The sequence below is a fragment of the Streptomyces sp. NPDC053750 genome (assembly GCF_044544295.1).
Classification (GTDB): Bacteria; Actinomycetota; Actinomycetes; order Streptomycetales; family Streptomycetaceae; genus Streptomyces.
This window is the reverse complement of record NZ_JBITXB010000004.1, coordinates 40035-65678: the sequence shown is the minus strand read 5'-3', so window position 1 is coordinate 65678 and position 25644 is coordinate 40035. Positions and strand designations below refer to the sequence as shown.

The 25644-nt window shown below is 72.5% G+C and carries 23 protein-coding genes; 16 read left to right on the top strand and 7 right to left on the bottom strand.

All coding sequences use genetic code 11. The features are described from left to right. Positions 1-350: 350 nt before the first annotated feature. Entirely contained in the window at positions 351-2162 is a 1812-nt protein-coding gene (locus ACIGO6_RS12955) for a phosphatidylglycerol lysyltransferase domain-containing protein (protein WP_399875009.1), read from the bottom strand. A gap of 195 nt (positions 2163-2357) precedes the next feature. Between ACIGO6_RS12955 and ACIGO6_RS12950 the strand changes: the two genes are divergently transcribed. After that, positions 2358-3485 carry an alpha/beta hydrolase gene (locus ACIGO6_RS12950; protein ID WP_399875007.1) on the top strand — a complete coding sequence of 376 codons (1128 nt, stop codon included), beginning with the start codon at positions 2358-2360 and terminating at the stop codon, positions 3483-3485. A gap of 105 nt (positions 3486-3590) precedes the next feature. Beyond that, positions 3591-4796 carry a hypothetical protein gene (locus tag ACIGO6_RS12945; protein ID WP_399875006.1) on the top strand — a complete coding sequence of 402 codons (1206 nt, stop codon included), beginning with the start codon at positions 3591-3593 and terminating at the stop codon, positions 4794-4796. A 31-nt stretch (positions 4797-4827) separates the two neighbouring features. On the opposite strand, the gene ACIGO6_RS12940 is transcribed toward ACIGO6_RS12945, so the two are convergent. Further along, positions 4828-6171 carry a PH domain-containing protein gene (locus ACIGO6_RS12940; protein ID WP_399875832.1) on the bottom strand — a complete coding sequence of 448 codons (1344 nt, stop codon included), beginning with the start codon at positions 6169-6171 and terminating at the stop codon, positions 4828-4830. 32 nt (positions 6172-6203) lie between these two features. Further along, a complete protein-coding gene (locus tag ACIGO6_RS12935) occupies positions 6204-6746 on the bottom strand; it encodes a PH domain-containing protein (RefSeq protein WP_399875004.1) in 543 nt (180 codons plus the stop codon). 31 nt (positions 6747-6777) lie between these two features. On the opposite strand from ACIGO6_RS12935, the gene ACIGO6_RS12930 reads away from it, so the two are divergent. Then, positions 6778-7929 carry an NADH-quinone oxidoreductase subunit D gene (locus tag ACIGO6_RS12930; RefSeq protein WP_399875003.1) on the top strand — a complete coding sequence of 384 codons (1152 nt, stop codon included), beginning with the start codon at positions 6778-6780 and terminating at the stop codon, positions 7927-7929. On the opposite strand, the gene ACIGO6_RS12925 is transcribed toward ACIGO6_RS12930, so the two are convergent. Next, positions 7894-9000, bottom strand: coding sequence for an SAM-dependent methyltransferase (locus ACIGO6_RS12925; protein ID WP_399875001.1), 1107 nt, complete (start codon positions 8998-9000; stop codon positions 7894-7896). The genes ACIGO6_RS12930 and ACIGO6_RS12925 overlap by 36 nt on opposite strands. 118 nt (positions 9001-9118) lie before the next feature. Between ACIGO6_RS12925 and ACIGO6_RS12920 the strand changes: the two genes are divergently transcribed. Together ACIGO6_RS12920 and ACIGO6_RS12915 are read left to right on the top strand one after the other, a co-directional pair. After that, positions 9119-10321, top strand: coding sequence for a sensor histidine kinase (locus tag ACIGO6_RS12920; RefSeq protein ID WP_399875000.1), 1203 nt, complete (start codon positions 9119-9121; stop codon positions 10319-10321). A 53-nt stretch (positions 10322-10374) separates the two neighbouring features. Beyond that, on the top strand, positions 10375-11049 hold the full coding sequence (locus ACIGO6_RS12915) for a response regulator (protein WP_399874999.1): 675 nt from the start codon (positions 10375-10377) through the stop codon (positions 11047-11049). A 48-nt stretch (positions 11050-11097) separates the two neighbouring features. Here the strand turns inward: ACIGO6_RS12915 and ACIGO6_RS12910 are convergent, their stop codons facing one another. Both ACIGO6_RS12910 and ACIGO6_RS12905 read right to left on the bottom strand, forming a co-directional pair. Next, positions 11098-12204, bottom strand: coding sequence for a DUF5937 family protein (locus ACIGO6_RS12910; RefSeq protein ID WP_399874997.1), 1107 nt, complete (start codon positions 12202-12204; stop codon positions 11098-11100). A 52-nt stretch (positions 12205-12256) separates the two neighbouring features. Further along, the gene (locus tag ACIGO6_RS12905) at positions 12257-13450 is read right to left on the bottom strand and encodes a threonine aldolase family protein (RefSeq protein ID WP_399874996.1); all 1194 of its coding nucleotides are present in this window, start codon (positions 13448-13450) and stop codon (positions 12257-12259) included. A 211-nt stretch (positions 13451-13661) separates the two neighbouring features. Between ACIGO6_RS12905 and ACIGO6_RS12900 the strand changes: the two genes are divergently transcribed. From ACIGO6_RS12900 to ACIGO6_RS12855, 10 genes are all read left to right on the top strand, one after another. Next, positions 13662-14654, top strand: coding sequence for a Rossmann-like and DUF2520 domain-containing protein (locus tag ACIGO6_RS12900; RefSeq protein WP_399874994.1), 993 nt, complete (start codon positions 13662-13664; stop codon positions 14652-14654). Further along, positions 14651-15652: a pantoate--beta-alanine ligase gene (gene panC, locus ACIGO6_RS12895; RefSeq protein ID WP_399874993.1), complete on the top strand. Its 1002-nt coding sequence runs from the start codon at positions 14651-14653 to the stop codon at positions 15650-15652. The genes ACIGO6_RS12900 and panC overlap by 4 nt, the downstream gene beginning before the upstream one ends. Further along, positions 15649-17382: an L-aspartate oxidase gene (locus tag ACIGO6_RS12890; RefSeq protein WP_399874991.1), complete on the top strand. Its 1734-nt coding sequence runs from the start codon at positions 15649-15651 to the stop codon at positions 17380-17382. Before panC ends, ACIGO6_RS12890 begins: the two co-directional genes overlap by 4 nt. A 5-nt stretch (positions 17383-17387) precedes the next feature. Beyond that, entirely contained in the window at positions 17388-18368 is a 981-nt protein-coding gene (gene nadC / locus ACIGO6_RS12885) for a carboxylating nicotinate-nucleotide diphosphorylase (protein ID WP_399874989.1), read from the top strand. A 5-nt stretch (positions 18369-18373) separates the two neighbouring features. Next, on the top strand, positions 18374-19171 hold the full coding sequence (locus tag ACIGO6_RS12880; RefSeq protein WP_399874988.1) for a type III pantothenate kinase: 798 nt from the start codon (positions 18374-18376) through the stop codon (positions 19169-19171). A 270-nt stretch (positions 19172-19441) separates the two neighbouring features. Continuing rightward, a complete protein-coding gene (locus ACIGO6_RS12875) occupies positions 19442-20041 on the top strand; it encodes a hypothetical protein (RefSeq protein ID WP_399874987.1) in 600 nt (199 codons plus the stop codon). 23 nt (positions 20042-20064) lie between these two features. After that, a complete protein-coding gene (locus tag ACIGO6_RS12870) occupies positions 20065-20244 on the top strand; it encodes a hypothetical protein (RefSeq protein WP_399874985.1) in 180 nt (59 codons plus the stop codon). A 196-nt stretch (positions 20245-20440) separates the two neighbouring features. Continuing rightward, positions 20441-20815: a BlaI/MecI/CopY family transcriptional regulator gene (locus ACIGO6_RS12865; protein ID WP_399875830.1), complete on the top strand. Its 375-nt coding sequence runs from the start codon at positions 20441-20443 to the stop codon at positions 20813-20815. A gap of 9 nt (positions 20816-20824) precedes the next feature. After that, positions 20825-21334, top strand: coding sequence for an amino-acid N-acetyltransferase (locus tag ACIGO6_RS12860; protein ID WP_399874983.1), 510 nt, complete (start codon positions 20825-20827; stop codon positions 21332-21334). Between the two features lie 297 nt (positions 21335-21631). Beyond that, positions 21632-21967 carry an Lsr2 family protein gene (locus tag ACIGO6_RS12855; protein WP_399874982.1) on the top strand — a complete coding sequence of 112 codons (336 nt, stop codon included), beginning with the start codon at positions 21632-21634 and terminating at the stop codon, positions 21965-21967. Here ACIGO6_RS12855 and ACIGO6_RS12850 read toward each other — a convergent pair whose 3' ends face one another. After that, the gene (locus tag ACIGO6_RS12850) at positions 21968-22546 is read right to left on the bottom strand and encodes an SCO3374 family protein (protein WP_399874980.1); all 579 of its coding nucleotides are present in this window, start codon (positions 22544-22546) and stop codon (positions 21968-21970) included. Positions 22547-23075: 529 nt separating this feature from the next. Here ACIGO6_RS12850 and ACIGO6_RS12845 point away from each other — a divergent pair. After that, complete coding sequence (locus ACIGO6_RS12845; protein WP_399874978.1) at positions 23076-25601, top strand: ATP-dependent Clp protease ATP-binding subunit; 2526 nt, start codon at positions 23076-23078, stop codon at positions 25599-25601. Positions 25602-25644 lie beyond the last annotated feature (43 nt).

The window sequence follows — 25644 nt, the reverse complement described above, 5'->3', positions numbered from 1 at the left end:
GGCGGCCTGTGCGGGGTGGGTGGGGGTGCGCGTTGCGCGGTGCGTGGTTCTGTGGGTCGGGGCCGCGCCGGGGGGTGTCCGTCCTCGGAACGGCGCGGAATCGGTCGGTCACAGAAGTGACCTCCGTTGACGCGCCAACCGCTGCGGGCGGACCCCCCCGACACGTCCCCTTCTCGCCGTACGCGGCTATCCGTCCCACGTGGCGGGGGCGTGCCGCGCAGCCTGCGGGCAGTCGTGCCTCCCCCAGTGCCTGAACGGCCTGGGTGGTACCCCCCGGGCGGCACGGGTGGGCGCAGGCGGCACCCCGCAGCGCCGGGCCGCGGCACCCACGCCCGCCGCGCAGCGAGCCGTCAGGCCGCCCTGGCCTCCCGCTCGGTCACCCCGTGCGCGCAAGGGCGACGTACGGGCGTCCGGCGGCGCAGGAAGCGCGGCAGCGGCAGGCCGAGGGTGACGAAGCCCTCGGCCTGCATCGCGGCGAAGCCGATGCGGGGCAGGTCGGCGGAGGCGCGGTAGACGACGAAGCGCGGCTCCCAGCGGGGGCGGAACTTGGCGTTGAACTTGTACAGGGACTCGATCTGGAACCAGCGGGAGAGGAACACCAGCAGACCTCGCCAGGCACGGAGGACCGGGCCCGCGCCGATCTTCTCGCCCCGGGCGAGCGCCGCGCGGAACATCGCGAAGTTCAGGGAGACCCGCTCGATGCCGAACTTCGGGGCGGCCTGGAGCGCGGCCACGATCAGGAGCTCGTTCATGCCGGGGTCGGCCGCGCGGTCGCGGCGCATGAGGTCCAGGGACACGCCGTCGGTGCCCCAGGGGACGAAGTGCAGGATCGCCTTCAGGTCGCCGTACTCGCCGGGCTCGGCGTCCTGCTTGTGCGCGGTCGCGATCAGGCAGTCCTGGTCGGCCCCGTCGCCGATGCGGCCCAGCGCCATGGAGAAGCCGCGTTCGGTGTCCGTGCCCCGCCAGTCGTCGGCGGCGCGGCGGATGCGGTCCAGCTCGGTGGCGCCGAGGTCAGCCACGCGCCGTACGCGGGTCTCGTAACCGGCGCGCTCGATGCGTTTGACCATCTGGCGCACGTTGCGCATCGCGCGGCCGGCGAGGGAGAAATCCGCGACGTCCACCACCGCCTCGTCGCCCAGTTCGAGGGCGTCGAGCCCCGTCTCGCGGGTCCACACCTCGCCGCCGGTCTCGGAGCAGCCCATGACGGCGGGCGTCCAGGAGTGGGCGCGGGCCTCGTCCATGAAGCGTTCGATGGCGCCGGGCCAGGCCTCCACGTCGCCGATCGGGTCGCCGCTGGCGAGCATCACCCCGGAGACGACGCGGTAGGTGACCGCGGCCTTGCCGCTGGGGGAGAAGACGACGGCCTTGTCGCGGCGCAGCGCGAAGTGGCCGAGGGAGTCCCGGCCGCCGTGCTTGGCCAGCAGGGCGCGCAGCTTCACCTCGTCGTCCTCCGTGAGGCGGGCCGCCGGGTGTTCGGGGCGGAAGGCCAGGTAGACGGTGGTGATGGCGGTGAGCAGACCGAGGGCGCCGAGGGAGAAGGCGACCGTCCAGGAGGTGTTGCCCCGGTAGTCGACCGGGCCCTCGACACCGAACAGGCCGTACAGGACGTGGGTGAGGCGGTCGGCCAGGCTCGGGTCGCCGACCATGCGGTGCGGGTGGGCGTTGACCACGAGGAGGCCGAGGGCCAGGGAACCGGCGCCCATGAGAACGAAGTTGGCGAGCGCCCTCCAGCGGCTGCGCGGGTCGGGCAGCGCCGCGAACTGGTCCCGGTGGCGCAGCAGGGGCGCGAGGAGCGCGAGGGAGATCAGTACTCCGGCCAGGGAGTGCCGGTACGTGAACTGTGCGACGGCACCGAGCGGGAGCAGCGCCACCGCCGCCCGCCACGCCCTGCGCTTGCGGCGTTTGAGGCCGTGGGCGAGGAGGAGGAGCAGGACGCCGGCGCTGAGCGAGAGAGCCGCCGCGAACGGGCCGAACGCGCCGGGCAGTACCTCGGCGACGGCGTGCATACGGCTGTGCCTGAAGCGCGGGAAGACGCCGGCGGCGATGTCCAGCAGGCCGACGAGCGCGCAGGCGCGGCCGACGAGGAGGGGGACGTTCTCCGGGCGGGGGCCGCGCAGCACCCTGCGTACGCTGGTGAACCTGGTCGGAACCCCACCCGACATTTCCTCATCTGTCCTGACAGACATCGCACCTGTAGTTCTGCGAGAGACCGTGGATCCGGGCCCGTCCTTCGGGGCATCCGGCGACATTGCGCCCTCTAGGACGGTGTCTCGGAGGGAGAGGTTCACTCACCTCCGGATCAAGCCCGGACGGACGGTCCGGACGCACGCGACGAAAGCGCAGGCAGGTAACAACCCATGGGTCTCACAAGCGACAAGGTGCTGGCGCTGGCGGTCCTGTCCGGCGTACTGCTGTTCGCCGGCACGGTGTGGCTCTGGCCGCGGCTGGCCGGACGGGGACTGCGGGCCGTCGCCGGACGGGTCGGCCTGCTGTTCGCCACGCAGTTGGCGGTCTTCGCCGCCGTCGGCCTCGCCGCGAACCAGTCCTTCGGGTTCTACGCCAGCTGGGCGGACCTGTTCGGCCGGGAGACCGGTCAGGGCGTGGTCGTGGACCACTCGGCCGGCGCCGACGGGCCGCTGCTGGTCGTCGGAGAGCGGCGGGTGACTGCGGTGGGCGGGTCGCGGCCCGAGGTCGGCGGCCGGATCGAGGAGATACGGGTCGTCGGGCGCACGACGCGCATCGCCTCGCCCGCGTACGTCTATTTGCCGCCGGAGTACTTTCAAACCCGCCACAGCGCCCGGAAGTTTCCCGCGGCCGTCGTCCTGACCGGTTACCCCGGGACGGCCGAGGCGCTGGTCGACAAACTCCGCTATCCGCGTACGGCACTGGAGCTGGCCAAGGCCGGCCGCATGCGGCCGATGATCCTCGTGATGCTGCGGCCCACGGTGGCGCCGCCGCGCGACACGGAGTGCGTGGACATCCCGGGCGGGCCGCAGACGGAGTCGTTCTTCGCGAAGGACCTCCCGGAGGCCGTGGGTGCCCATTACCGCGTGGGCGGGGGGCCGCGCAGCTGGGGCATCGTCGGCAACTCGACCGGCGGTTACTGCGCCCTGAAGCTCGCCGTGCACCACCCCGGGACGTACGCCGCCGGTGCCGGCCTGTCCGCGTACTACGACGCGCCCAACGACCCCACGACAGGCGATCTCTTCCAGGGGGACAAGGAGCGGAAGAACCGGGCCGACCTGCGGTGGTATCTCAAGAACCTGCCCGCGCCCGACACTTCACTGCTCGTCACCAGCAGCAAGTCCGGCGAGAGCAACTACAAGGACACGCTGAAGTTCATTGAGCAGGTGAAGGGCAAGAAGCCGACGCGGATCTCGTCGATCATCCTGGAAAGCGGCGGACACAACTTCAATACCTGGCGGCGCGAGATTCCCGCGACGCTGCAGTGGCTCAGCGAGCGGCTCGACGGCGGGAACGCCTGAAATGATCTTGAATTGATTTCCGATGCCCTGTGAACGCGTCGCGGATGGCTGGGTTTTTACGGGGCGGGGCGCCAAGATTCGCCTACGCGCGGTAAGTTTCTGGCCATGCCACGTGGACGTCACCGCCATTCCCCGCCTCTGCACAGGCTGCTTCCTCCGTCGGCGATCGCAGGCGTCTCCGTCGTCTGCGCCCTCGGCCCCTGGGTGTTCAGCGAGACGATGATCCTGCGCTCCCTGGCCGCGGCCGCCGCGGTGACGACGGTCGTCGGCGCGTTCGTCATGCGCCATTGGGACGCGCAGGCGGGCAAGCGCGTCGCCGACCTCACGCGCGCGCGGGCGAGCGACGAGTGGCGTTACGAGGAACGCGTCGCGGAACTCGAGTCCGACCTGGAGGAGTCACGCGAGCTGCGCGTGAAGCTGGAGCACCGGCTCCGTGCGAAGCGCACCGAGCTGGCGGGGCTGCGCAACGAGCACGCCTCCCTGTTGCGCCGCTACGCGACGGCGGAGACCGAGCGTGCCAGCGCGCTGGAGGGGCGCCGCCTGCTGGAGATCGAGGCCGTGCCCCAGGTGCCCGCGCTGCCCGCGGCGCGACCGGCGCCGGAGGCGGACGCGGTCGTGGCGGAGACGGCGGTCGAGGACGCCGGGGCCGCCGAGGAGGCTCCCGCCGTCTTCTCTCCCGCGGGCTCCCGGCTGTTCCTGCGCGCGAACGCGGCACTGGCCCGGTTCGACGAGGCGGCACCCGCCGGGCCGGACGGTGGTGACCACGACCGCACCAGCACCACCGGTGCCGGCGCTCCCGACAGCGGCGACGACGGGGACGGCGGTGGCGAGAACGCGACGGCCGGGCCCGCCCAGGAGGACGAGGCGCCGGGGCAGCCCGAGGCGGCCGACGGGCACGAGCGCACCGCCGCCGCCACCCCGACGCCCCCGTCCGACGAGCGGCCCGCGCAGCCCACCCAGCCCACCCAGCCCACCCGGCAGGCCACCGGGCACTTCACGGTGCCGACCGCGGTGGCCGTCGTACCGCCCGCGCACACCCGGCGTCCGGTGGTCGAGGGCAGCTTCGACTTCTTCGGCACGAAGAACGCCGAGGGCGGGGCTTCGTCGCCCGACACCCTGGAGGCCGTCCAGAACGAGGACCTCGCCGACGTGGTCGGCCAGGAGGCCCTCGCCCTGCACAAGGCCGAGGCGGAAGCCGGCTTCAAGCAGGCCGGTGAGGAGTCCCGGGGCGTGGGCCAGGTGATCGACCTGACGGCCCACGACGAGACGGAGCAGATCGACGTACAGGGGCTGCGCAGCGCGGTGTCCTGACCCGTGCGCGGTGTCCTGACCCGTCGGCGTTTCAGGCCATCCATCGGTCCGGCAGCGCGTCGCGCCGGCCGGTCCGGGACCGTTCGGCCTGGGCGCGCAGCAGCTCCGCCGCCTCGCCGGCGTCCCGCAGCCGCGCGGTCACGGTCTTGTTCGCCCCCGTGTCCACCCGTACGTCGGCCAGCCCCAGCGCCCGCTGCCACGGCCCCTGCGTACGGCGGACGCTCTGCACCTTGGCGTGCGGCACCAGCGCCAGGCTGCGGCGCAGCAGCCCGTACCGGGCGGCGAAGACCGCGTCGGTGACCGCGAGCCCGTAGCCGCGCCACCACACCGGCCTGCACCGCGCCGCGCGCCGCGGCGGGCGCGACAGCGACGCGCCCGCCGGCACGGTCACCCCGGGCAGCACGCGCGCGACGACCGACTCGGCGATCTCGCGCGGGGCGACCGGCAGCAGCACGGAGTTCGACGAACCCGCCACGTCCAGCTCGACCCGCACCCAGCCGCGCCGCCGCCACAGCAGCGGCTCCACGATCCGCACGGTCTGCACCCGGCCCGGCGGCACCGTCTCGTGGGCGCGGTCCAGCAGCCCGTGGTCGGTCCGGAGCCCGTCCGGGGACTCGGCCACCGTCCAGTCGTACTCCGCGACGAACCGGCCCGCGCTGCTCGCGCCCGCCGCGCCCAGCAGCGGCAGGGCGGTCGCCAGTACGGTCCACAGGTTGTGGGTGGCCAGCCACAGCAGCGTCGGTACGGTGACGGCGGCGACCAGCGTGCCCCAGGTCGCGCCGGTCAGCAGCAGCGAGACGGCGAGCACGCCGGGCGGCACGCGCAGCAGCTGTGTGGAGGGGGCCTCACCGACCTCGTGCGCGGTCTCCGGCGCGAAGCCGGCCGCGCGCGCGAGCAGCTCGGCCCGCAGCGCACGCGCCTCGTCCGCGCCGAGGAAGGCCAGTTCGTCCTTCTTGCCGGTGCCTATGACGTCGAGCTTCAGCTTGGCGACCCCCGCGACCCGGGCGAGCAGGGGCTGGGTGACGTCGATGGCCTGGATCCGTTCCAGCCGGATGTGCGCGGTGCGGCGGAACAGCAGGCCGGTGCGGATGCGCAGTTCTGTGTCCGTCACCGCGAAGTGGGTGAACCACCAGGTCAGGAAGCCGTACAGGGCGGCGGCCGGGATCAGCACGGCGAGGCCGATCAGCAGCGTGGTCGTGGTCAGCCGTTCCAGCTGGCGCTGCGCCTGGTCGGGGTCGTGCACGGCCCACCCGACGACCACGGCGACCGGCGCCCACGCCCGCCGCAACGGTGTGACGGGGTGCAACCGCCGCTCGACGAGACCCTCGGGGGCGCTCTCCGCGCCTTCGGCGGTCCCGCCCGTGCCGTCGGTAATCCCACCCGTGCCGTCCCCCGCCCCGGCCCCGGTCACAGCCCCGCCGATCGGGCCTCGCCCAGTTCGGTCAGGCGGTCGCGGAGGCGCTCCGCCTCGGTCGGGTCGAGGCCCGGGATGGTCGCGTCGGTCGCGGCGGCGGCCGTGTGGAGCTGCACACTGGCCAGGCCGAAGTGGCGCTCGACCGGGCCGGAGGTCACCTCGACCAGTTGCATCCGCCCGTACGGGACGACGGTCTCCTCCCGCCACAGCACGCCCCGGCTGATCAGCAGGTCGTCGGCGCGCTCGGCGTACCGCCAGGAGCGCCAGTTGCGCTCCAGCATCACCCAGCCCCACACCATGAGGGCCAGCGGGAGCAGGGCCAGGGCCGCCCAGAAGGGGCCCAGGAACAGCCCGGGCAGCAGCCCCGCGGCGAGCGTGAGCAGGCCCAGCCACACCACCAGCAACAGGCGCCGCATCCGTAGCAGTCCAGGCGGCAGCCCGGTCCACACCGGCTCGTCCCCCGACGTGTCTTCCGCCGTGTCCACGGCCTTGGCCGCCCGCGCCGCGCCCGTGTCGTCAGGGCTCCCCGTCTCCATGAGGCCAGCGTACGTAGGGGAGACTGGGTCCATGACTCCCAAGACGGAGACCATGGTCGGCATCGGCGGCGCCGCGGAGAGCACCGACATGGTGCTCAACATCGGGCCCCAGCACCCCTCCACGCACGGTGTGCTGCGGCTCAAGCTGGTCCTGGACGGAGAGCGCATCACGAGCGCGGAGCCCGTGATCGGCTACATGCACCGTGGTGCGGAGAAGCTGTTCGAGGCCCGTGACTACCGTCAGATCATCGTGCTCGCCAACCGCCACGACTGGCTGTCGGCGTTCTCGAACGAGCTGGGCGTGGTCCTCGCCGTGGAGCGCATGCTCGGCATGGAGGTGCCCACGCGTGCGGTGTGGACGCGGACGCTGCTGGCGGAGCTGAACCGTGTGCTCAACCACCTGATGTTCCTGGGGTCGTACCCGCTGGAGCTGGGCGGCATCACCCCGGTCTTCTACGCGTTCCGGGAGCGGGAGGTCCTCCAGAACGTCATGGAGGAGGTCTCCGGCGGGCGCATGCACTACATGTTCAACCGCGTCGGCGGTCTCAAGGAGGACCTGCCGGCCGGCTGGGCCGCACGCGCGCGCGGTGCCGTCGCCGCCGTGCGCTCGCGCATGGACGTCTTCGACGACCTGGTGCTCGGCAACGAGATCTTCCGGGGGCGTACGCGCGGGGTGGGCGCCCTGACCCCCGAGGCCGTGCACGCCTACGGCGTCAGCGGCCCGATCGCCCGCGCCTCCGGCGTCGACTTCGACCTGCGCCGCGACGAGCCGTACCTGGCCTACGGCGAGCTCCAGGACACCCTGAAGGTCGTCACCCGCACCGAGGGCGACTGCCTCGCCCGCTTCGAATGCCTCCTGGAGCAGACGCACAACGCCCTCGACCTCGCCGACGCCTGCCTGGACCGCCTCGCCGAGCTGCCGCCCGGGCCGGTCAACCAGCGGCTCCCGAAGGTGCTGAAGGCACCCGAGGGCCACACCTACGCCTGGACCGAGAACCCGCTCGGCATCAACGGCTACTACCTGGTCAGCAAGGGCGAGAAGACCCCGTACCGGCTGAAGCTGCGCTCGGCCTCGTACAACAACATCCAGGCGCTCACCGAGCTGCTGCCCGGGACGCTGGTCGCAGACATGGTGGCGATCCTCGGTTCACTGTTCTTCGTGGTCGGGGACATCGACAAGTAGGGCCTCGGCGTCGACGGGCCCGACCGGCTGGAGCAGCCACTGGAAGTCGCCGAGCCCGCCCGCCGCGATCAGCTCCGCGGCCTGGGAGGCACCCGCGAGGGCGCGTACGTACGCCGCAGGGTCGGTGGAGGCCAGCGCGAGCGGGGGGCGTGCGCCGGTGACACCGAGGGCGCGCAGCGCCTCGCGCTGGGGGCGTAGAAGGGCTCTCGGGGGCGTGCACTCCGGAGCGCACCTCGCGGCGTGGGCCGCCGCGCACGCGTCCAGCGCGACGTGCGCGGTGAGGTCGCACGACCCGTCTGGCACCGGCGCCGTCTCCCGGCCCTCCCGGAAGCCGGTGAGCGTCCCGAACGGCGGGCGGGCGCCCGCCGTGTGCGCGTAGTCGGCGGCCACGGCGAGCCCCGCGTCCAGTGCCGACACGGCCGATGCCCAGGCGGCGTCCCGGGGGAGCCCGATCTCGGCCCGCAGGCCCTCCTCGCCCGGCAGGGGCCACCACCGCGCCAGCCACTCGGCCTCCGCCCCGTCCACCGGTTCTCCGAGCCGCTCGGCCCCGTCGTCCCGGACGAGCACCCGCCGCGCCACGCCCGCGGCGTCCACCTCCGCCACCTCCACCGGTACGTTGTCCAGCCACTCGTTGGCGAACAGCAGCCCCGTAAGGCCGCGCGGCGGCTCCGCGAGCCACTCGATGCAGGGGGCCAGCCCCTCCGGGCGGTCGGCGACCTCGACGGCGTACGCGCGCGTGCGGGCGGCCACGTCGGCGGGCAGCGCGGCCAGCACCCCGGTGACCAGCTCGCCGCGCCCGGCCGCCATGTCCACGAAGTCCAGCCGCGCGGGCCGCCCCAGCGCCTCGTCCACCCGGCACAGCAGCCCTGCCACCGCGCCGGCGAACAGCGGCGACGCGTGGACGGATGTTCGAAAGTGGCCGGCCGGCCCCTCGGCCCCGCGGTAGAACCCGGCCGCTCCGTAGAGGGCGTCCTGCGCGGCGTCCCGCCAGCCACGCCATCGCGGCCCATGCGTCCCTGAGGCCTCTCCAGCCCCTGAGGTCTCCTCAGCCCCTGATGTCCCTTGTGTCACAGACCCAGGCTAGGGGCACAGGAGAGCGGAGCCTCCACCTTGCGGAGTATGCGCGGGCGATGCGGATCGGCCCTCCGGTTGACCCCTGCACCTATCCCACTTCCCTACGCTGGGTTACGTGCAGCGCCTCTACGACTTCCTCCGCAGACACCCGACCGGGGTCGACTGTTTCTGGGCCCTCGTCCTGCTCGGGATTTCCGTCATGTCCGTGGCCCCGCAGCAGGAGGCCCGGGGGACGGACGTCACGGCGCTGATCATTCCCTTCGTCCTGCTGCTGTGCGTGGTGATCGCGCTGCGCCGGATCATGCCGGAGAAGATGCTGCTGCTGGCTGCCGCACTGGGCCTGGGGCAGCTGGCGCTGGACGTGTCGACGATGCCGGCCGACTTCGCCCTCCTGGTGATCGTCTACACCGTGGCCGCGACCGGCGCCCGCTGGGCCTCCCGGACCGCGCTGGTCATGGGGCTGTGCGCCGCACCCGTCGCCCAGCTGCGCTGGCCCATGGAAGAGGCCGGCGCGGGGGGCAACATCGCCATAACGGTCTTCCAGGCGGTGCCGTTCGCCCTCGCCTGGGTGCTCGGCGACTCCATCCGCACCCGCCGCGCCTACTTCGCGCAGCTGGAGGAGCGGGCCGCCCGGCTGGAGAAGGAGCGCGAGGCGCAGGCCAAGGTCGCGGTCGCCGCCGAGCGCGCCCGGATCGCACGCGAGCTGCACGACGTCGTCGCGCACAACGTCTCCGTGATGGTGGTGCAGGCCGACGGCGCCGCCTACGTCCTGGACGCGGCCCCCGACCAGGCCAAGAAGGCCCTGGAGACCATCTCCTCCACCGGCCGCCAGGCGCTCGCGGAGATGCGCCGCCTGCTCGGGGTGCTGCGCACCGGCGAGCACCAGGAGGCCGGCGAGTACGTCCCGCAGCCCGACGTCCAGCAGATCGAGGACCTCGTCGAGAAGTGCCGGAGTTCCGGCCTGCCCGTCGACTTCAAGGTCGAGGGCACTCCGCGCGCGCTGCCCAGCGGCGTCGAGCTCACCGCGTACCGCATCGTGCAGGAAGCGCTCACCAACACCCGCAAGCACGGCGGACCCAACGCCGGCGCGAGTGTGCGCCTGGTCTACTTCGACGACGGCCTCGGGCTGCTCGTCGAGGACGACGGCAAGGGCGCTCCGCACGAGCTGTACGAGGAGGGCGGCCTGGACGGCCAGGGCCACGGCCTGATCGGCATGCGCGAGCGGGTCGGCATGGTCGGCGGCACCCTGGACGCGGGTCCGCGCCAGGGCGGAGGATTCCGCATCAGTGCGCTGCTGCCGCTGAAACCCGCACACTGACCACCGCGCCCGTACGCATGTACCGCGTTGACACCTGTAAGGAAGAGGCCCCGATGGCGATCCGCGTAATGCTCGTCGACGACCAGGTGCTGCTGCGCACCGGGTTCCGGATGGTGCTGGCGGCCCAGCCGGACATGGAGGTCGTCGCGGAGGCGGGCGACGGCGTCGAGGCCCTCCAGGTGCTGCGCTCCACCGCCGTGGACGTCGTCCTGATGGACGTCCGCATGCCCAAGCTCGACGGTGTCGAGACCACCAGCCGGATCTGCGCCGACCCGGACGCGCCGAAGGTGCTGATCCTGACCACCTTCGACCTCGACGAGTACGCCTTCTCGGGGCTGAAGGCGGGCGCCTCCGGCTTCATGCTCAAGGACGTGCCGCCCGGTGAGCTGCTCGCCGCGATCCGCTCCGTGCACAGCGGCGACGCGGTGGTCGCCCCCTCGACCACCCGCCGGCTCCTGGACCGCTTCGCACCGATGCTGCCGGCCACCAGCCAGGAGCCCCGGCACAAGGAGCTCCAGCGCCTCACCGACCGGGAGCGCGAGGTGATGGTCCTGGTCGCGCAGGGCCTGTCCAACGGGGAGATCGCGGCCCGGCTCGTGCTGTCCGAGGCGACCGTCAAGACGCACGTGGGACGCATCCTGACCAAGCTCGGTCTCCGTGACCGGGTGCAGGTGGTGGTCCTCGCCTACGAGACCGGTCTGGTGCGGGCGGGCGGCGGGCAGGGCTGACCGACCGCACACCCGCGGGCCGACGGGGTCGGCGGAGGCCGGCGGCGGTCAGCGGAGTATCCCCTCCAGGAAGTCGCTGCCCAGCCGGGCGACCACCGTCACGTCCAGCTGGTGCAGGACGTACCGCCCCCGGCGGCGTGTGGTGATCAGGCCCGCCTTCTTCAGCACGCCCAGGTGGCGGGATATCTCCGGGGCCGTCATGCCGTGCACCTGCACCAGCTCGCTCGTGGTGTAGGCGCTGCGCGCCAGGTGGCGGCAGATGCGCATCCGGACCGGGTGGGACAGCGCGGTCATCCGCAGGGTGAGCTGCTCGACCGAGGGCGGTGAGGCCGGCTCGGGGGAGCCGACCGGGTAGTGCAGCACCGGCTGCCAGCCGTGGCGGTGCAGGACCATGAGGTGCGGCCAACCCAGGCTGGTGGGGACCAGCAGGAGCCCGCCGTCCGCCGTCGCCGAGCGGCCGTCGCCCAGCTTGTCGACCGTGATCCGCGCGGCGGCCTCGTCCAGCGTCACCGCCGGGGACACCGAGGTCAGCGCCTCGGCCAGACCCTTGCGACGCAGCAGATCGGTCTTGAGGCGGGCGTCCGCCGCGAGCTGGTGGCGCACCCGGGACCAGGTCTCCGCGAAGAACGCCTCGTCGCAGTCCTGCGCGAACTGCCTGAGCCAGGCCCGGATCCGCGGCGGATCGGCGAGCAACCGCTCGCTGAAGCGCAGCTGCTGGGGCCCGCGCGCGGCGGCCAGATCCAGCGCGCGCCGGCGCACCGCCGCGTCCGTGAGCGCGGAGACCCCGGCGGTGCCGTACGGCAGCGCGCAGGTGAACTCCAGGGCCGCGTCCACGAACTGCTCGTCGGACAGCTTGTCGAGCAGGTCCAGGTCCTCGGAGAGGGTGGCCCCGGGCAGTGTGCTGCGGCCCGGGACACCGGCGAACGGCATGAACAGGTCCGAGAACGTCGTCCGCCACAGGAAGTCGGCCTCGCACATCCGGTCGGCCAGATGCGAGTCGAGCCGCGCGGTCACGCCCGTCGCCCAGCCCTGCAGGCCCGGGTGGTGCGCCGGCTCGGACAGCGCGTGCAGGGCCATGCCCAGCTCGGCCAGGGGCGACGGCACGACGGCGACCCTCTCCGGCCGCAGCCCCGCGATGTCGATGCGCACGCTCATGTCCCCATGGTGCACGCCGCCACTGACAACGCCGCCGCCGGTCGATCGCCGTTCAGCGCTCCAGGCGGGCCGCGAAGTCGGCGACCGCCGCCTTCACGTCCTCGGCCGTCCAGTCCAGGCCCGCCTCGTCCACCGAGACCTCGGTGACGGCCATCCCCGGGCCGGGTGTGTCCCACGCCCGGGAGAAGAGCAGGGTCCCGGTCTCCTCGCCGTGCCGGACCGCAGCCTCGCCGACGACATCGGCGTCGTAGGGCAGCCAGACCTGGAACTCGTGGGTGTGCGGCACCTCGGGGTGCACCCGCGCCCACGGCAGCCCGGCCGCCGCGAAGCCCTCCCGCAGCGCGGCGGCCACCACGCGCGCGTGGGCCACGTACTCCGGCAGCCTGGGCAGCTCGCGCTCCAGGCCGGCCAGCGCCGACAGCACCGTGGGGAACTGCTGGAACACCTGACCGCCGTACCGGTGCCGCCAGGCCCTGGCCTCCTCGACCAGCGTCCGGGGGCCGGCCAGGGCGGCACCGCCGTAGCCCTTGAGGGACTTGTAGAACGAGACGTACACGCTGTCCGCGAGGCCGGCGATCTCGGCCAGGGGGCGGTCGAAGTGGACTGTGGACTCCCACAGGCGGGCCCCGTCGAAGTGGACCACGGCGTCGCGTTCCCGGGCGGCCTCGACGACCTCGGTGAGCTCCTCCCAGGTGGGCAGCGCGAAACCGGCCTCCCTGAGCGGCAGCTCCAGCATCAGCGCCCCGAACGGCTCCTCGAAGTCGCGCACCTCGTCGGCGGTCGGCAGCCGGGGCTCGTCGGTCACCCGCACCGGGTGCAGCCCGCTGACCCGGCTGAAGGCGTTGCGCTCGTGCCTCTCGGGGTGGCTGAGCCCGTGCAGGGCGACGACCGGGTTGCCCGTGCGGGCCGCCCAGCAGCGCAGTGCCACCTGCTGGGCCATGGTGCCGGTCGGGAAGAACGCGGCGGCCTCGGTGCCGAGCAGGGCGGCGACCTTGTCCTCCAGGGCCTCCACGACGCCGTTGCCGTACAGGTCGGACGGTTCGTCGAGGTCGTACAGCTCGTCCGCCCCGTCCAGCAGGGCGAGGCGCTCGCGCAGGGTCGTGCTGAAACCGGGGCTCGCGAGCACGCGCCGCGCGCCGCGGTGGGCGGCCACGCGGCGCTCACGGAGCCGCCTGCGCCGCTCGGCTGCCGGTTCCTGCACCTGTTCTGCTTCCGTCTGCTCCGTCTGTGCCGCCGTATCGCTCATGCGGGGATCATGCCGCCCGGGTGCCGCCGTGGGCACCCGGGTTTCCCCCACGTTCCGACACGTGACCCCACGCGCGCGTGGGGGTGTGCCCCGCCGTCGCACGGAAACCCACAGCCTGTGGACAACCGGACGTCCCCCGGACCGATCGCGTTAACATGACGAGAAATCGTCCGGTACCCCGAGCGGACTGGAACGGGAAGGCCGCCGTCGCGTGAACACAACCCCACAGCCAGACCCCAAGGACCGTCCCGCGCGGCTCACCGTAGGCGTCGTCGGCGCCGGACGCGTGGGCCCCGCGCTGGCCGCGTCCCTCCAGCTCGCCGGGCACCGCCCGGTGGCCGTCTCCGGGGTCTCCGACGCCTCCAGGCGCCGCGCCGCGGCACTCCTGCCCGACGTGCCGCTCATGGCGCCCGCCGAGGTCCTCCAGCACGCCGAGCTGGTGCTGCTGACCGTTCCCGACGACGCCCTGCCCGACCTGGTCACCGGGCTCGCCGAGACCGGCGCCGTACGGCCGGGCCAGTTGCTCGTGCACACCTCCGGGAGGTACGGCGCGAAGGTCCTGGACCCGGCGTTGCGGGCCGGTGCCCTGCCGCTGGCCCTGCACCCGGCGATGACCTTCACCGGCACCCCCGTGGACGTCCAGCGCCTGGCGGGCTGCTCCTTCGGCGTCACCGCCCCCGAGGAGCTGCGGCTGGCCGCCGAGGCCCTGGTCATCGAGATGGGCGGCGAGCCCGAGTGGATCGCCGAGGACAAGCGCCCGCTCTACCACGCGGCCCTCGCGCTCGGCGCCAACCACCTGGTCACCCTGGTCGCCCAGTCCATGGAGCTGCTGCGCGGCGCCGGCGTCGGCGCCCCCGACCGGATGCTCGGCCCGCTGCTGGGCGCCGCCCTCGACAACGCCCTGCGCTCCGGCGACGCGGCCCTCACCGGCCCCGTCGCGCGCGGCGACGCGGGCACGGTCGCCGCGCACATCGTGGAGCTGCGCGACCATGCCCCGCAGGCCGTGGCCGGCTACCTGGCGATGGCCCGGGCGACCGCCGACCGGGCGCTGGCCTCCGGGCTCCTCAAGCCCGAACTCGCCGAGGACCTCCTCGGGGTACTCGCCGACGCCACCGCCGGAACCGGCGCCACCGGCGGCACCCCCGGAACCGGCGGCACCGATGGCACCGACGGCACGACCGGCACCGAGGGAGACGCCCGATGACCACCGCCCAGCCCGCCCTGCTGCACACCGCGGACGAGCTGCACGCGCGCGTGCGTCCCGGCCGCCGGGCGGTCGTGATGACCATGGGCGCCCTGCACGAGGGCCACGCCACTCTGATCCGCACCGCGCGCGGGATCGCCGGCCCGGACGGCGAGGTCGTGGTCACCGTCTTCGTCAACCCGCTGCAGTTCGGCGCGGGCGAGGACCTCGACCGCTACCCCCGCACCCTGGACGCCGACCTGAGGATCGCCGGACAGGCGGGCGCGGACGCCGTCTTCGCCCCCTCCGTCGACGAGGTCTACCCGGGCGGCGAGCCCCAGGTCCGCGTCACCGCGGGCCCCATGGGCGAACGCCTGGAGGGCGCCTCCCGCCCCGGCCACTTCGACGGCATGCTCACCGTCGTCGCCAAGCTGCTCCACCTCACCCGCCCCGACCTCGCCCTCTACGGCCAGAAGGACGCCCAGCAGCTCGCCCTGATCCGCCGCATGGTCCGTGACCTGAACTTCGGCGTGGAGATCGTCGGCGTCCCCACCGTGCGCGAGGAGGACGGCCTGGCCCTGTCCAGCCGCAACCGCTACCTCTCGCCCCGGGAGCGCCGCACGGCCCTCGCGCTCTCCCAGGCCCTGTTCGCGGGCCTGGACCGGCACGCCGCCCAGGAGGCGCTGCGCGCGCGGGCGCGGGTGGTGCCCGCCAGCCACGCGCGCGCGGAGGCGCTCAACGCGCTGGGCGAGTCCCGCGCGGCGGCCGACGCCCACGCCGTCTCGCACGCGGTCCCGGGCAGCCCCGCCGCCGTCCGGGCCGCCGCCCGCCTGGTCCTGGACGACGCCGCCCGCCTCGACCCGCCGCTGGAGCTGGACTACCTCGCCCTGGTCGACCCGTCCGACTTCACCGAGGTCGACGACGACCACACCGGCGAGGCCGTCCTCGCCGTCGCCGCCCGGGTCGGCGCGACCCGGCTGATCGACAACGTCCCCCTCACCTTCGGAGCCGCCTCGTGACCAGCACAGGCATACGACTGCACGCCCCCGCGCCCGGCTGGGCCATCGCCGCGGACGTGGTGGTCGTCGGCTCCGGCGTCGCCGGCCTCACCGCGGCCCTGCGCTGCGAGGCGGCCGGCCTGAAGACGGTCGTCGTCACCAAGGCCCGCCTCGACGACGGCTCCACCCGCTGGGCGCAGGGCGGCATCGCCGCGGCCCTCGGGGAGGGCGACACGCCCGAGCAGCACCTGGACGACACCCTGGTCGCCGGTGCGGGCCTGTGCGACGAGGAGGCGGTGCGCATCCTGGTCACCGAGGGCCCCGACGCCGTACGCCGCCTCATCGCCACCGGGGCGCACTTCGACGAGTCCGCCGAGGGCGGCCTGGCCCTCACCCGCGAGGGCGGCCACCACCGCCGCCGCATCGCCCACGCCGGCGGCGACGCCACGGGTGCGGAGATCTCCCGGGCCCTGGTGGAGGCGGTACGCGCGCGGGGGATGCGCACGATCGAGAACGCCCTCGTCCTCGACCTCCTCACGGACGCCGAGGGCCGCACCGCCGGCGTCACCCTGCACGTCATGGGCGAGGGCCAGCACGACGGCGTCGGCGCGGTCCACGCCCCCGCCGTGGTCCTGGCGACCGGCGGCATGGGCCAGGTCTTCTCGGCGACGACGAACCCGTCCGTCTCCACGGGCGACGGCGTGGCGCTCGCCCTCCGCGCGGGCGCCGAGGTGAGCGACCTCGAGTTCGTCCAGTTCCACCCCACGGTCCTCTTCCTCGGCCCGGACGCCGAGGGCCAGCAGCCCCTGGTCTCGGAGGCGGTGCGCGGCGAGGGCGCCCACCTGGTGGACGCCGACGGCGTGCGCTTCATGCAGGGCCGGCACGAACTCGCCGAACTCGCCCCCCGGGACATCGTCGCCAAGGGCATCACGCGCCGCATGCAGGAGCTCGGCGCCGAGCACATGTACCTGGACGCCCGCCACTTCGGCCCGGCGATGTGGGAGCAGCGCTTCCCCACGATCCTCGCCGCCTGCCGTGCGCACGGCATCGACCCGGTCACCGAGCCGATCCCGGTCGCCCCGGCCGCCCACTACGCCTCCGGCGGTGTCCGCACCGACGCCCACGGCCGTACGACGGTCCCGGGCCTGTACGCGTGCGGCGAGGTCGCCTGCACGGGCGTGCACGGCGCCAACCGCCTGGCCTCCAACTCCCTCCTCGAAGGCCTGGTCTACGCGGAGCGCATCGCCGCGGACGTGGCGGCCGGCCATGTGCAGGGCGACCTCCACGCGCGCGTGCCGGCACCCGTCACGCACCCGGAGCACCCGGAGCACCCCCTCCTCCCGCCCGAGGCCCGCCTCGCGATCCAGCGGATCATGACCGAGGGCGCGGGTGTCCTGCGCTCGGCGGACTCCCTCACCCGGGCGGCCGACCGCCTCCACCACCTCCACACCGAGGCCCGTGACGCCCTGCACGAGAACGGCAAGACGTCCGAGCCCGGCGTCGACACCTGGGAGGCCACCAACCTCCTGTGCGTGGCCCGCGTCCTGGTGGCCGCGGCGGCCCGGCGCGAGGAGACCCGCGGCTGCCACTGGCGCGAGGACCGGCCGGACCGCGACGACACGGCCTGGCGCCGCCACATCGTCGTACGCCTGAACCCTGACCGCTCCCTCGCCGTGCACACCACGGACACGCCAGAATTCCCCCCGACCACCCTCAGCGACCAGCCGACGCAGCGTCCCCAGGAGCAGTGAGAGCAGTGAACACCCCCGACCTTCCCCTCGCCTCCGCCGGAGGGTGCGGCGACGGCTGCGCCTGCGGCGCGGAATCCGACGAAGAGACGTACATGGAGTGCGGCCTCGACCCCGCACTCGCGGCACTCCTGCTGGACTCGGGACTCGACCCGGTCGAGGTCGAGGACATCGCGAACGTCGCCATCCAGGAGGACCTGGCGGGCGGCGTGGACGTGACGACGGTCGCGACCATCCCCGAGGACGCCGTGGCCACCGCCGACTTCACCGCGCGGGAGGCGGGTGTGGTCGCGGGCCTCAGGGTCGCCGAGGCGGTGATGTCGGTCGTCTGCACGGACGAGTTCGAGGTGGAACGCCATGTCGAGGACGGCGACCGCGTCGAGGAGGGCCAGAAGCTCCTCTCCGTCACCACCCGCACCCGCGACATCCTGACCGCGGAGCGCAGCGCCCTGAACCTGCTGTGCCGCATGTCGGGCATCGCGACGGCCACGCGCGCGTGGGCGGACGTCCTGGACGGCACGAAGGCCAAGGTCCGTGACACCCGCAAGACGACCCCCGGCCTGCGCGGCCTGGAGAAGTTCGCGGTCCGCTGCGGCGGCGGCGTCAACCACCGCATGTCCCTCTCGGACGCGGCCCTGGTCAAGGACAACCACGTGGTGGCCGCCGGCGGTGTGGCAGCGGCCTTCCAGGCCGTCCGCGAGCGCTTCCCCGACGTCCCCATCGAGGTCGAGGTCGACACCCTGCACCAGCTCCGCGAGGTCGTCGACGCGGGCGCGGACCTGATCCTGCTGGACAACTTCACGCCGGGCGAGTGCGAGGAGGCGGTGTCCCTCGTCGCCGGCCGCGCCGCCCTGGAGGCCTCGGGCCGCCTGACCCTCACCAACGCCAAGGCGTACGCCGACACGGGCGTCGACTACCTGGCCGTGGGGGCCCTCACCCACAGCTCCCCGATCCTGGACATCGGCCTGGACCTGCGAGCGGCGGAGTAGAACCCATGCTGCTGACGATCGACGTAGGCAACACCCACACCGTCCTGGGCCTCTTCGACGGCGAGGACATCGTCGAACACTGGCGCATCTCCACGGACTCGCGCCGCACGGCCGACGAGCTTGCGGTCCTCCTCCAGGGCCTGATGGGCATGCACCCCCTCCTCGGCGACGAGCTGGGCGACGGCATCGACGGCATCGCCATCTGCGCGACCGTCCCCTCGGTCCTGCACGAACTGCGCGAGGTCACCCGCCGCTACTACGGCGACGTCCCCGCGGTCCTGGTCGAACCGGGCGTCAAGACCGGCGTCCCGATCCTCACCGACCACCCCAAGGAGGTCGGCGCGGACCGCATCATCAACGCGGTCGCAGCCGTGGAGCTCTACGGCGGCCCGGCGATCGTCGTGGACTTCGGCACGGCGACGACGTTCGACGCGGTCAGCGCGCGGGGGGAGTACATCGGCGGGGTCATCGCCCCCGGCATCGAGATCTCGGTCGAGGCGCTCGGCGTGAAGGGCGCCCAGCTCCGCAAGATCGAGGTCGCGCGCCCGCGCAGCGTGATCGGCAAGAACACGGTGGAGGCGATGCAGTCCGGCATCGTGTACGGCTTCGCCGGCCAGGTCGACGGGGTCGTCAACCGCATGTCCCGCGAGCTGGCCGACGACCCGGACGACGTCACGGTCATCGCGACGGGCGGACTCGCGCCGATGGTCCTGGGCGAGTCCTCGGTCATCGACGAACACGAGCCGTGGCTGACGCTGATGGGACTCCGCCTGGTGTACGAACGGAACGTGTCCCGCATGTAGGTGGGCCGGGGTGGGTGACGCGGCCCGGCGCGACGGGGTGCCTCCCCCACTCTCGGCATCGCTCGGACGAGGGGACCCCCCCACCGCCCACCCGTGCCGCCCCGGGGGGTACCTCCCAGGCCGTTCAGGCACTGGGGGAGGCACGACTGCCCGCAGCTGGGGCACCGCACCCCCGCCCCAACCGCCGGAGGCCCCCGCATCCGGGTGGCACCCCGCGCCACACCCACCCGTTATGCCGAGTTTGTCTGATTAGCGCGTATCGTCGCCGCCATGCCCACGCCCTACGGACCCCGCGGCGGCATGGCGTTCGGCGCTCAGGAGCTGCGTGTGCTCCGGCGTGCCCTCGCCCTCGCCCTGAACCCCAGCCCCGTCTCGGCCGAGGAGGCCCGGGACTGCCTCCACCTCGCGGAGTCGCTCGACGAGGCGCTGCGGGAGAGCGCCCGGCTGCGCGCCTTCCTGGTGGCCGACCTGGCCCGGTACCGCGCCGCCCTCCCCGGCACCGCCACCGGCTACCTCAGGCTCCTGGACGAGGCGCTGGGCGCCGGACACCGCCCGGACGCGGACGACCTGGCCGCCCTCGGCGCCCTGCGCGGCAACCCCGCCGCGGCCGCCCTCCTGGCCCGCTACGGACCCACGCCGCCCGCGACGCCCACGGTCACGCTCCCCGCCGCCCGCACCCCCCACCTCCACGCCCTCCCCGGAGGCCGGCAGCCCGACAAGAAACCCCCGCAGAAACCGGCCGAGAAACCGGCCCCCCATCCCGACCCGGCCACCCCCAAGCGCCCCGTCCCGACCCCGGGCGAGGTCTTCCCGCGCCGCAAGCCGTCCCCGCCCGTCCCCGGCTCCCGGCACCACCTCGCGGCCGGCTGACACGGCCTGGCTACCCTGGATCCATGGACTACGTCTCCGCGCTCCTGCCCCCGGCCGTCATGGCCGTGTTCTTCATCGGCGTGATCAGGGTGATCGTGAAGACCCAGGGCGGCGCCAACAAGGCCAAGGAGGACGCGGCCGTGGACGCCGCCCTCGCGCGAGCGGAGGGCGCCCGCCGGCCGTCCGCGCACCCCGAGGCCTGACAAGCCGCAGCTGCACCAGGCACCGCACCACCCACGCACACCCCGGCGTACGACTCCGCGCGCACACCGCAAGGAGCCGTACGCCCTTTTTGTGCCCGTTTGCCCGCGAAAACGCACGTCCGGCACGCCATCGCCGGGATCTCCCACTATCGTTCGAAGCGTGCCTCGCCCATTGGGAGAACTCGAAGACGCGGTCATGACGAGGGTGTGGAAGTGGAACCGCCCGGTGACCGTTCGAGAAGTCCTGGAAGATCTGCAACAGGAGCGGTCGATCGCCTACACCACGGTGATGACCGTTTTGGACAATCTCCATCAGAAGGGCTGGGTGCGCCGCGAGGCGGAAGGCCGGGCCTATCGATATGAGGCGGTCTCCACCCGCGCCGCCTACGCCGCCGCGCTGATGAACGACGCCTGGTCCCAGAGCGACAACCCCACCGCCGCCCTCATCGCCTTCTTCGGCATGATGAGCGAGGAACAGCGTCAGGCACTGGGAGACGCCATCCGCATCGTGCGCGGACCGGAAACCCCCACCTCCAACCCCGGCTCGGTACCGGACGAGGGCGAGCGATAGCGTCCCCCCATGTCAAAAGCCATCACCGTCCGGCGGGCCCGCACCAGCGATGTCCCGGACGTACGCCGGCTCCTCGACGCGTACGTCCGTGACCGCATCCTGCTCGACAAAGCGATGGTGACGCTTTACGAGAGCATCCAGGAGTTCTGGGTCGCGGAACGCGACGACAACGCCGAGGTGGTCGGCTGCGGTGCCCTGCACGTGATGTGGGAAGACCTCGCGGAAGTACGCACTCTCGCGGTGAAGCCCGGCCTGAAGGGCGTCGGCGTCGGGCACCAGTTGCTGGAGAAGTTGCTGGAGACGGCACGCTGGCTCGGTGTTCGCCGCGTTTTCTGTCTGACCTTCGAAGTGGACTTCTTCACCAAGCACGGCTTCGTGGAGATCGGGGAGACGCCCGTCGACACGGACGTGTACGCGGAGCTGCTGCGTTCCTATGACGAGGGTGTCGCGGAGTTCTTGGGTCTCGAACGAGTGAAACCGAACACCTTGGGCAACAGCCGGATGCTTCTGCATCTGTGATCGCCGCCCCGGCCGACATCCGCAACCCTTCGCCAGGTTTATTCCGTCGACGACATCGAGACGACATCGAACGGAGACCGGCGGACACCGACTTGGACCCGGCGCCGGTTCCCTATGTCCGAAACGCGCATCTTTCCCGCCCGGAGGCGGGCTACCGGTTCCTGCCGGGGGTTTGTGTTTTCCCGGCAAAAGCGGTTTGCTTTCCGGCGTACTGCAGTACTGCATATAACAAGGGACGGCGATACGGCGGATGCCGGCGGACCTCCGGCCCTCAAGTTATCGATGAAAGGAAATCCGGTGGCACAGAAGGTTCAGGTCCTTCTTGTCGACGACCTCGACGGTGGCGAGGCAGACGAGACCGTGACGTTCGCGCTGGACGGCAAGACGTACGAGATCGATCTCACCACCGACAATGCGGACAAGCTCCGCGGCCTTCTCGAGCCTTACGTGAAGGGTGGTCGTCGCACCGGGGGCCGTGCTTCGGGCGGACGCGGCAAGGCGCGTGCTGCCTCCGGCGGCAGCCAGGACACCGCGGCGATCCGCGCCTGGGCGAAGGAGAACGGTTACGAGGTCAACGACCGCGGCCGCGTTCCCGCCATCATTCGCGAGGCCTACGAGAAGGCCAACGGCTGATCACCCGACCCGCGCCGCACACTCCGTCCCGACGCGTCGCCGGGAGAGCCGGAGCCGGTGGCACTGCGTCGCCAGAGTGTGGACCAGCCGTGCGAGGTCGAGGGCGGTCCCAGCGCCCCCCAGGGCCGACAGCGTCGGCAGCGAGGCCTCGGCCTCACCCCCCGGCTCCGGGGGCCGCAGCCATACGGCGGCCCCCTGTGAGTCGTCGTGACCCCGGGTGCGAGGCGGGAGGCCGACCGGGCCGGCGGCACCGGGGACGGGGGCCGGGGGCGCGTCCATGAGACCGCCCGCGCCGGTCGCCCTCAGGTCGAGCGCCAGCGAGCCCCACTCCAGCCACTCCAGCAGTCCCGGCAGCTCGTCCGCGCCGCCCGCCGCCACGAGGAGCAGCATCCGCCCGCCCCGGACCGCCACCGGGAAGCCGGGGCCGGTGCCCTGCGATGCGGTGCCGAGCCGCCCCAGGGTCGCGTGCCCGGCCGCGGCCGGAACGTCCAGGACGTCGAAGCGGACGCCGACGCGCAGTCGCAGCGGAGTCCCGGGCGCCGTCGGCCAGCCGAGCACGGTCTCGTACCACCACCGCACCCGCTCCTCGTTCCACCCAGACGCGCCGCCCGGCCCCGGCGGGTGACGGGGGCACGGCACGGTGGGAACCGAGGAGTCCGAGGGCGAGGCGCCGACCATGCCCCGTGCAACAGTCCGAAGAGCGCCGGAGTTACGCTGTGTACTGGAAAGAACGCACAGAGTGCTGGAAGTGGGGGCGCGTGGGGGTGCGGGGAGGCGCAAGGTTGTTCGCCCGTAGCGGAGGGAACCGGTGCGCGCGGCATGGAGTGTCAGTCCCTGCGGGTAAGACATCCCTAGTGGGAGGGGGCGATACGCAGAATGGGCCGTCTCACGTTCGCCATCGGCGTACTGGTGAGTGGGGTAAGTGCCTGGCCTGCGGGAACATCGTCTCGCACCATCGGGTTGTGGCAGATGTCGGCGTCAGGGGTCAGGAGGCCATCGACGGTGTCGGCAGTTGGAATGAGCGGTCCCCGCTTGCGGGACTAAGCTGCGGAAGGACAGGGAGGGGAAGTTCCCCTTACTGCCTGACCGCTCTGAGGAGCGATTAACGATGTTCGAGAGGTTCACCGACCGCGCGCGGCGGGTTGTCGTCCTGGCTCAGGAAGAAGCCCGGATGCTCAACCACAACTACATCGGCACCGAGCACATCCTCCTGGGCCTGATCCACGAGGGTGAGGGTGTCGCCGCCAAGGCCCTTGAGAGCCTCGGGATTTCGCTCGAGGCGGTCCGCCAGCAGGTGGAGGAGATCATCGGGCAGGGCCAGCAGGCCCCGTCGGGTCACATCCCCTTCACCCCCCGTGCCAAGAAGGTCCTGGAGCTGTCGCTCCGCGAGGCCCTCCAGCTCGGTCACAACTACATCGGCACGGAGCACATCCTGCTCGGCCTGATCCGTGAGGGCGAGGGCGTCGCCGCCCAGGTCCTGGTCAAGCTGGGTGCCGATCTCAACCGGGTGCGGCAGCAGGTCATCCAGCTGCTCTCCGGTTACCAGGGCAAGGAGACCGCCGCCGCCGGCGGTCCCGCCGAGGGCACGCCCTCCACGTCCCTGGTCCTCGACCAGTTCGGCCGGAATCTCACCCAGGCCGCTCGTGAGTCCAAGCTCGACCCGGTCATCGGGCGCGAGAAGGAGATCGAGCGGGTCATGCAGGTGCTGTCCCGCCGTACCAAGAACAACCCGGTGCTCATCGGTGAGCCCGGCGTCGGCAAGACCGCCGTCGTCGAGGGCCTCGCGCAGGCCATCGTCAAGGGCGAGGTGCCCGAGACCCTCAAGGACAAGCACCTCTACACCCTGGACCTCGGTGCGCTGGTCGCCGGCTCCCGCTACCGCGGTGACTTCGAGGAGCGCCTGAAGAAGGTCCTCAAGGAGATCCGCACCCGCGGCGACATCATCCTGTTCATCGACGAGCTGCACACGCTGGTCGGTGCGGGTGCCGCCGAGGGCGCCATCGACGCCGCGAGCATCCTCAAGCCGATGCTGGCCCGTGGTGAGCTGCAGACCATCGGCGCCACCACGCTGGACGAGTACCGCAAGCACCTGGAGAAGGACGCGGCCCTCGAGCGCCGCTTCCAGCCGATCCAGGTCGCGGAGCCGTCGCTGCCGCACACGATCGAGATCCTCAAGGGCCTGCGCGACCGGTACGAGGCGCACCACCGCGTCTCCATCACGGACGAGGCCCTGGTCCAGGCGGCGACGCTCGCCGACCGCTACATCTCGGACCGCTTCCTGCCGGACAAGGCGATCGACCTGATCGACGAGGCCGGCTCCCGGATGCGCATCCGCCGGATGACCGCGCCGCCGGACCTGCGCGAGTTCGACGAGAAGATCGCCGGCGTCCGCCGCGACAAGGAGTCCGCGATCGACTCGCAGGACTTCGAGAAGGCCGCCTCCCTGCGCGACAAGGAGAAGCAGCTCCTGGCCGCCAAGGCCAAGCGGGAGAAGGAGTGGAAGGCCGGCGACATGGACGTCGTCGCCGAGGTCGACGGCGAGCTGATCGCCGAGGTCCTCGCCACGGCGACGGGCATCCCGGTCTTCAAGCTCACGGAGGAGGAGTCGTCCCGCCTGCTGCGCATGGAGGACGAGCTCCACAAGCGGGTCATCGGCCAGGTCGACGCCGTCAAGGCGCTGTCCAAGGCGATCCGCCGCACGCGTGCCGGTCTGAAGGACCCGAAGCGTCCGGGTGGCTCGTTCATCTTCGCCGGCCCGTCCGGTGTCGGTAAGACCGAGCTGTCCAAGGCGCTCGCGGAGTTCCTCTTCGGTGACGAGGACGCGCTGATCTCCCTCGACATGTCGGAGTTCAGCGAGAAGCACACGGTGTCGCGTCTCTTCGGTTCGCCCCCCGGCTACGTGGGCTACGAAGAGGGCGGCCAGCTGACCGAGAAGGTCCGCCGCAAGCCGTTCTCCGTCGTCCTCTTCGACGAGGTCGAGAAGGCCCACCCGGACATCTTCAACTCGCTGCTGCAGATCCTGGAGGACGGTCGCCTGACCGACTCCCAGGGCCGGGTCGTGGACTTCAAGAACACGGTCATCATCATGACGACCAACCTCGGCACCCGGGACATCTCCAAGGGCTTCAACCTCGGCTTCGCCGCCGCGGGTGACACGAAGACCAACTACGAGCGCATGAAGAACAAGGTCCAGGACGAGCTCAAGCAGCACTTCCGGCCCGAGTTCCTCAACCGCGTCGACGACGTGGTCGTCTTCCCGCAGCTCAGCCAGGCCGACATCCTGCGGATCGTCGACCTGATGATCGGCAAGGTCGACGAGCGCCTCAAGGACCGGGACATGGGCATCGAGCTCTCCCAGTCCGCCAAGGAGCTGCTGTCCAAGAAGGGCTACGACCCGGTGCTGGGCGCACGTCCGCTGCGTCGCACCATCCAGCGCGAGGTCGAGGACACGCTGTCGGAGAAGATCCTCTTCGGCGAGCTGCGTCCCGGTCACATCGTGGTCGTGGACACCGAGGGCGAGGGCGAGAACCAGACCTTCACCTTCCGCGGTGAGGAGAAGTCGGCTCTGCCCGACGTCCCGCCGATCGAGCAGGCGGCCGGCGGTGCCGGGCCGAACCTGAGCAAGGAGGCGTAGCCCTCCGCGGGTGAGCCGAGAAAGGGGCTGGCCCGGGACTTCG

Excerpts from the sequence above, each read along its gene's own strand:
- ACIGO6_RS12955 (WP_399875009.1), bottom strand. The coding sequence starts at position 2,162 with ATGTCGGGTGGGGTTCCGACCAGGTTCACCAGCGTACGCAGGGTGCTG.
- ACIGO6_RS12950 (WP_399875007.1), top strand. The coding sequence starts at position 2,358 with ATGGGTCTCACAAGCGACAAGGTGCTGGCGCTGGCGGTCCTGTCCGGC.
- ACIGO6_RS12945 (WP_399875006.1), top strand. The coding sequence starts at position 3,591 with ATGCCACGTGGACGTCACCGCCATTCCCCGCCTCTGCACAGGCTGCTT.
- ACIGO6_RS12935 (WP_399875004.1), bottom strand. The coding sequence starts at position 6,746 with ATGGAGACGGGGAGCCCTGACGACACGGGCGCGGCGCGGGCGGCCAAG.
- ACIGO6_RS12930 (WP_399875003.1), top strand. The coding sequence starts at position 6,778 with ATGACTCCCAAGACGGAGACCATGGTCGGCATCGGCGGCGCCGCGGAG.
- ACIGO6_RS12915 (WP_399874999.1), top strand. The coding sequence starts at position 10,375 with ATGGCGATCCGCGTAATGCTCGTCGACGACCAGGTGCTGCTGCGCACC.
- ACIGO6_RS12910 (WP_399874997.1), bottom strand. The coding sequence starts at position 12,204 with ATGAGCGTGCGCATCGACATCGCGGGGCTGCGGCCGGAGAGGGTCGCC.
- ACIGO6_RS12905 (WP_399874996.1), bottom strand. The coding sequence starts at position 13,450 with ATGAGCGATACGGCGGCACAGACGGAGCAGACGGAAGCAGAACAGGTG.
- panC (WP_399874993.1), top strand. The coding sequence starts at position 14,651 with ATGACCACCGCCCAGCCCGCCCTGCTGCACACCGCGGACGAGCTGCAC.
- ACIGO6_RS12880 (WP_399874988.1), top strand. The coding sequence starts at position 18,374 with ATGCTGCTGACGATCGACGTAGGCAACACCCACACCGTCCTGGGCCTC.
- ACIGO6_RS12875 (WP_399874987.1), top strand. The coding sequence starts at position 19,442 with ATGCCCACGCCCTACGGACCCCGCGGCGGCATGGCGTTCGGCGCTCAG.
- ACIGO6_RS12870 (WP_399874985.1), top strand. The coding sequence starts at position 20,065 with ATGGACTACGTCTCCGCGCTCCTGCCCCCGGCCGTCATGGCCGTGTTC.
- ACIGO6_RS12865 (WP_399875830.1), top strand. The coding sequence starts at position 20,441 with ATGACGAGGGTGTGGAAGTGGAACCGCCCGGTGACCGTTCGAGAAGTC.
- ACIGO6_RS12860 (WP_399874983.1), top strand. The coding sequence starts at position 20,825 with ATGTCAAAAGCCATCACCGTCCGGCGGGCCCGCACCAGCGATGTCCCG.
- ACIGO6_RS12845 (WP_399874978.1), top strand. The coding sequence starts at position 23,076 with ATGTTCGAGAGGTTCACCGACCGCGCGCGGCGGGTTGTCGTCCTGGCT.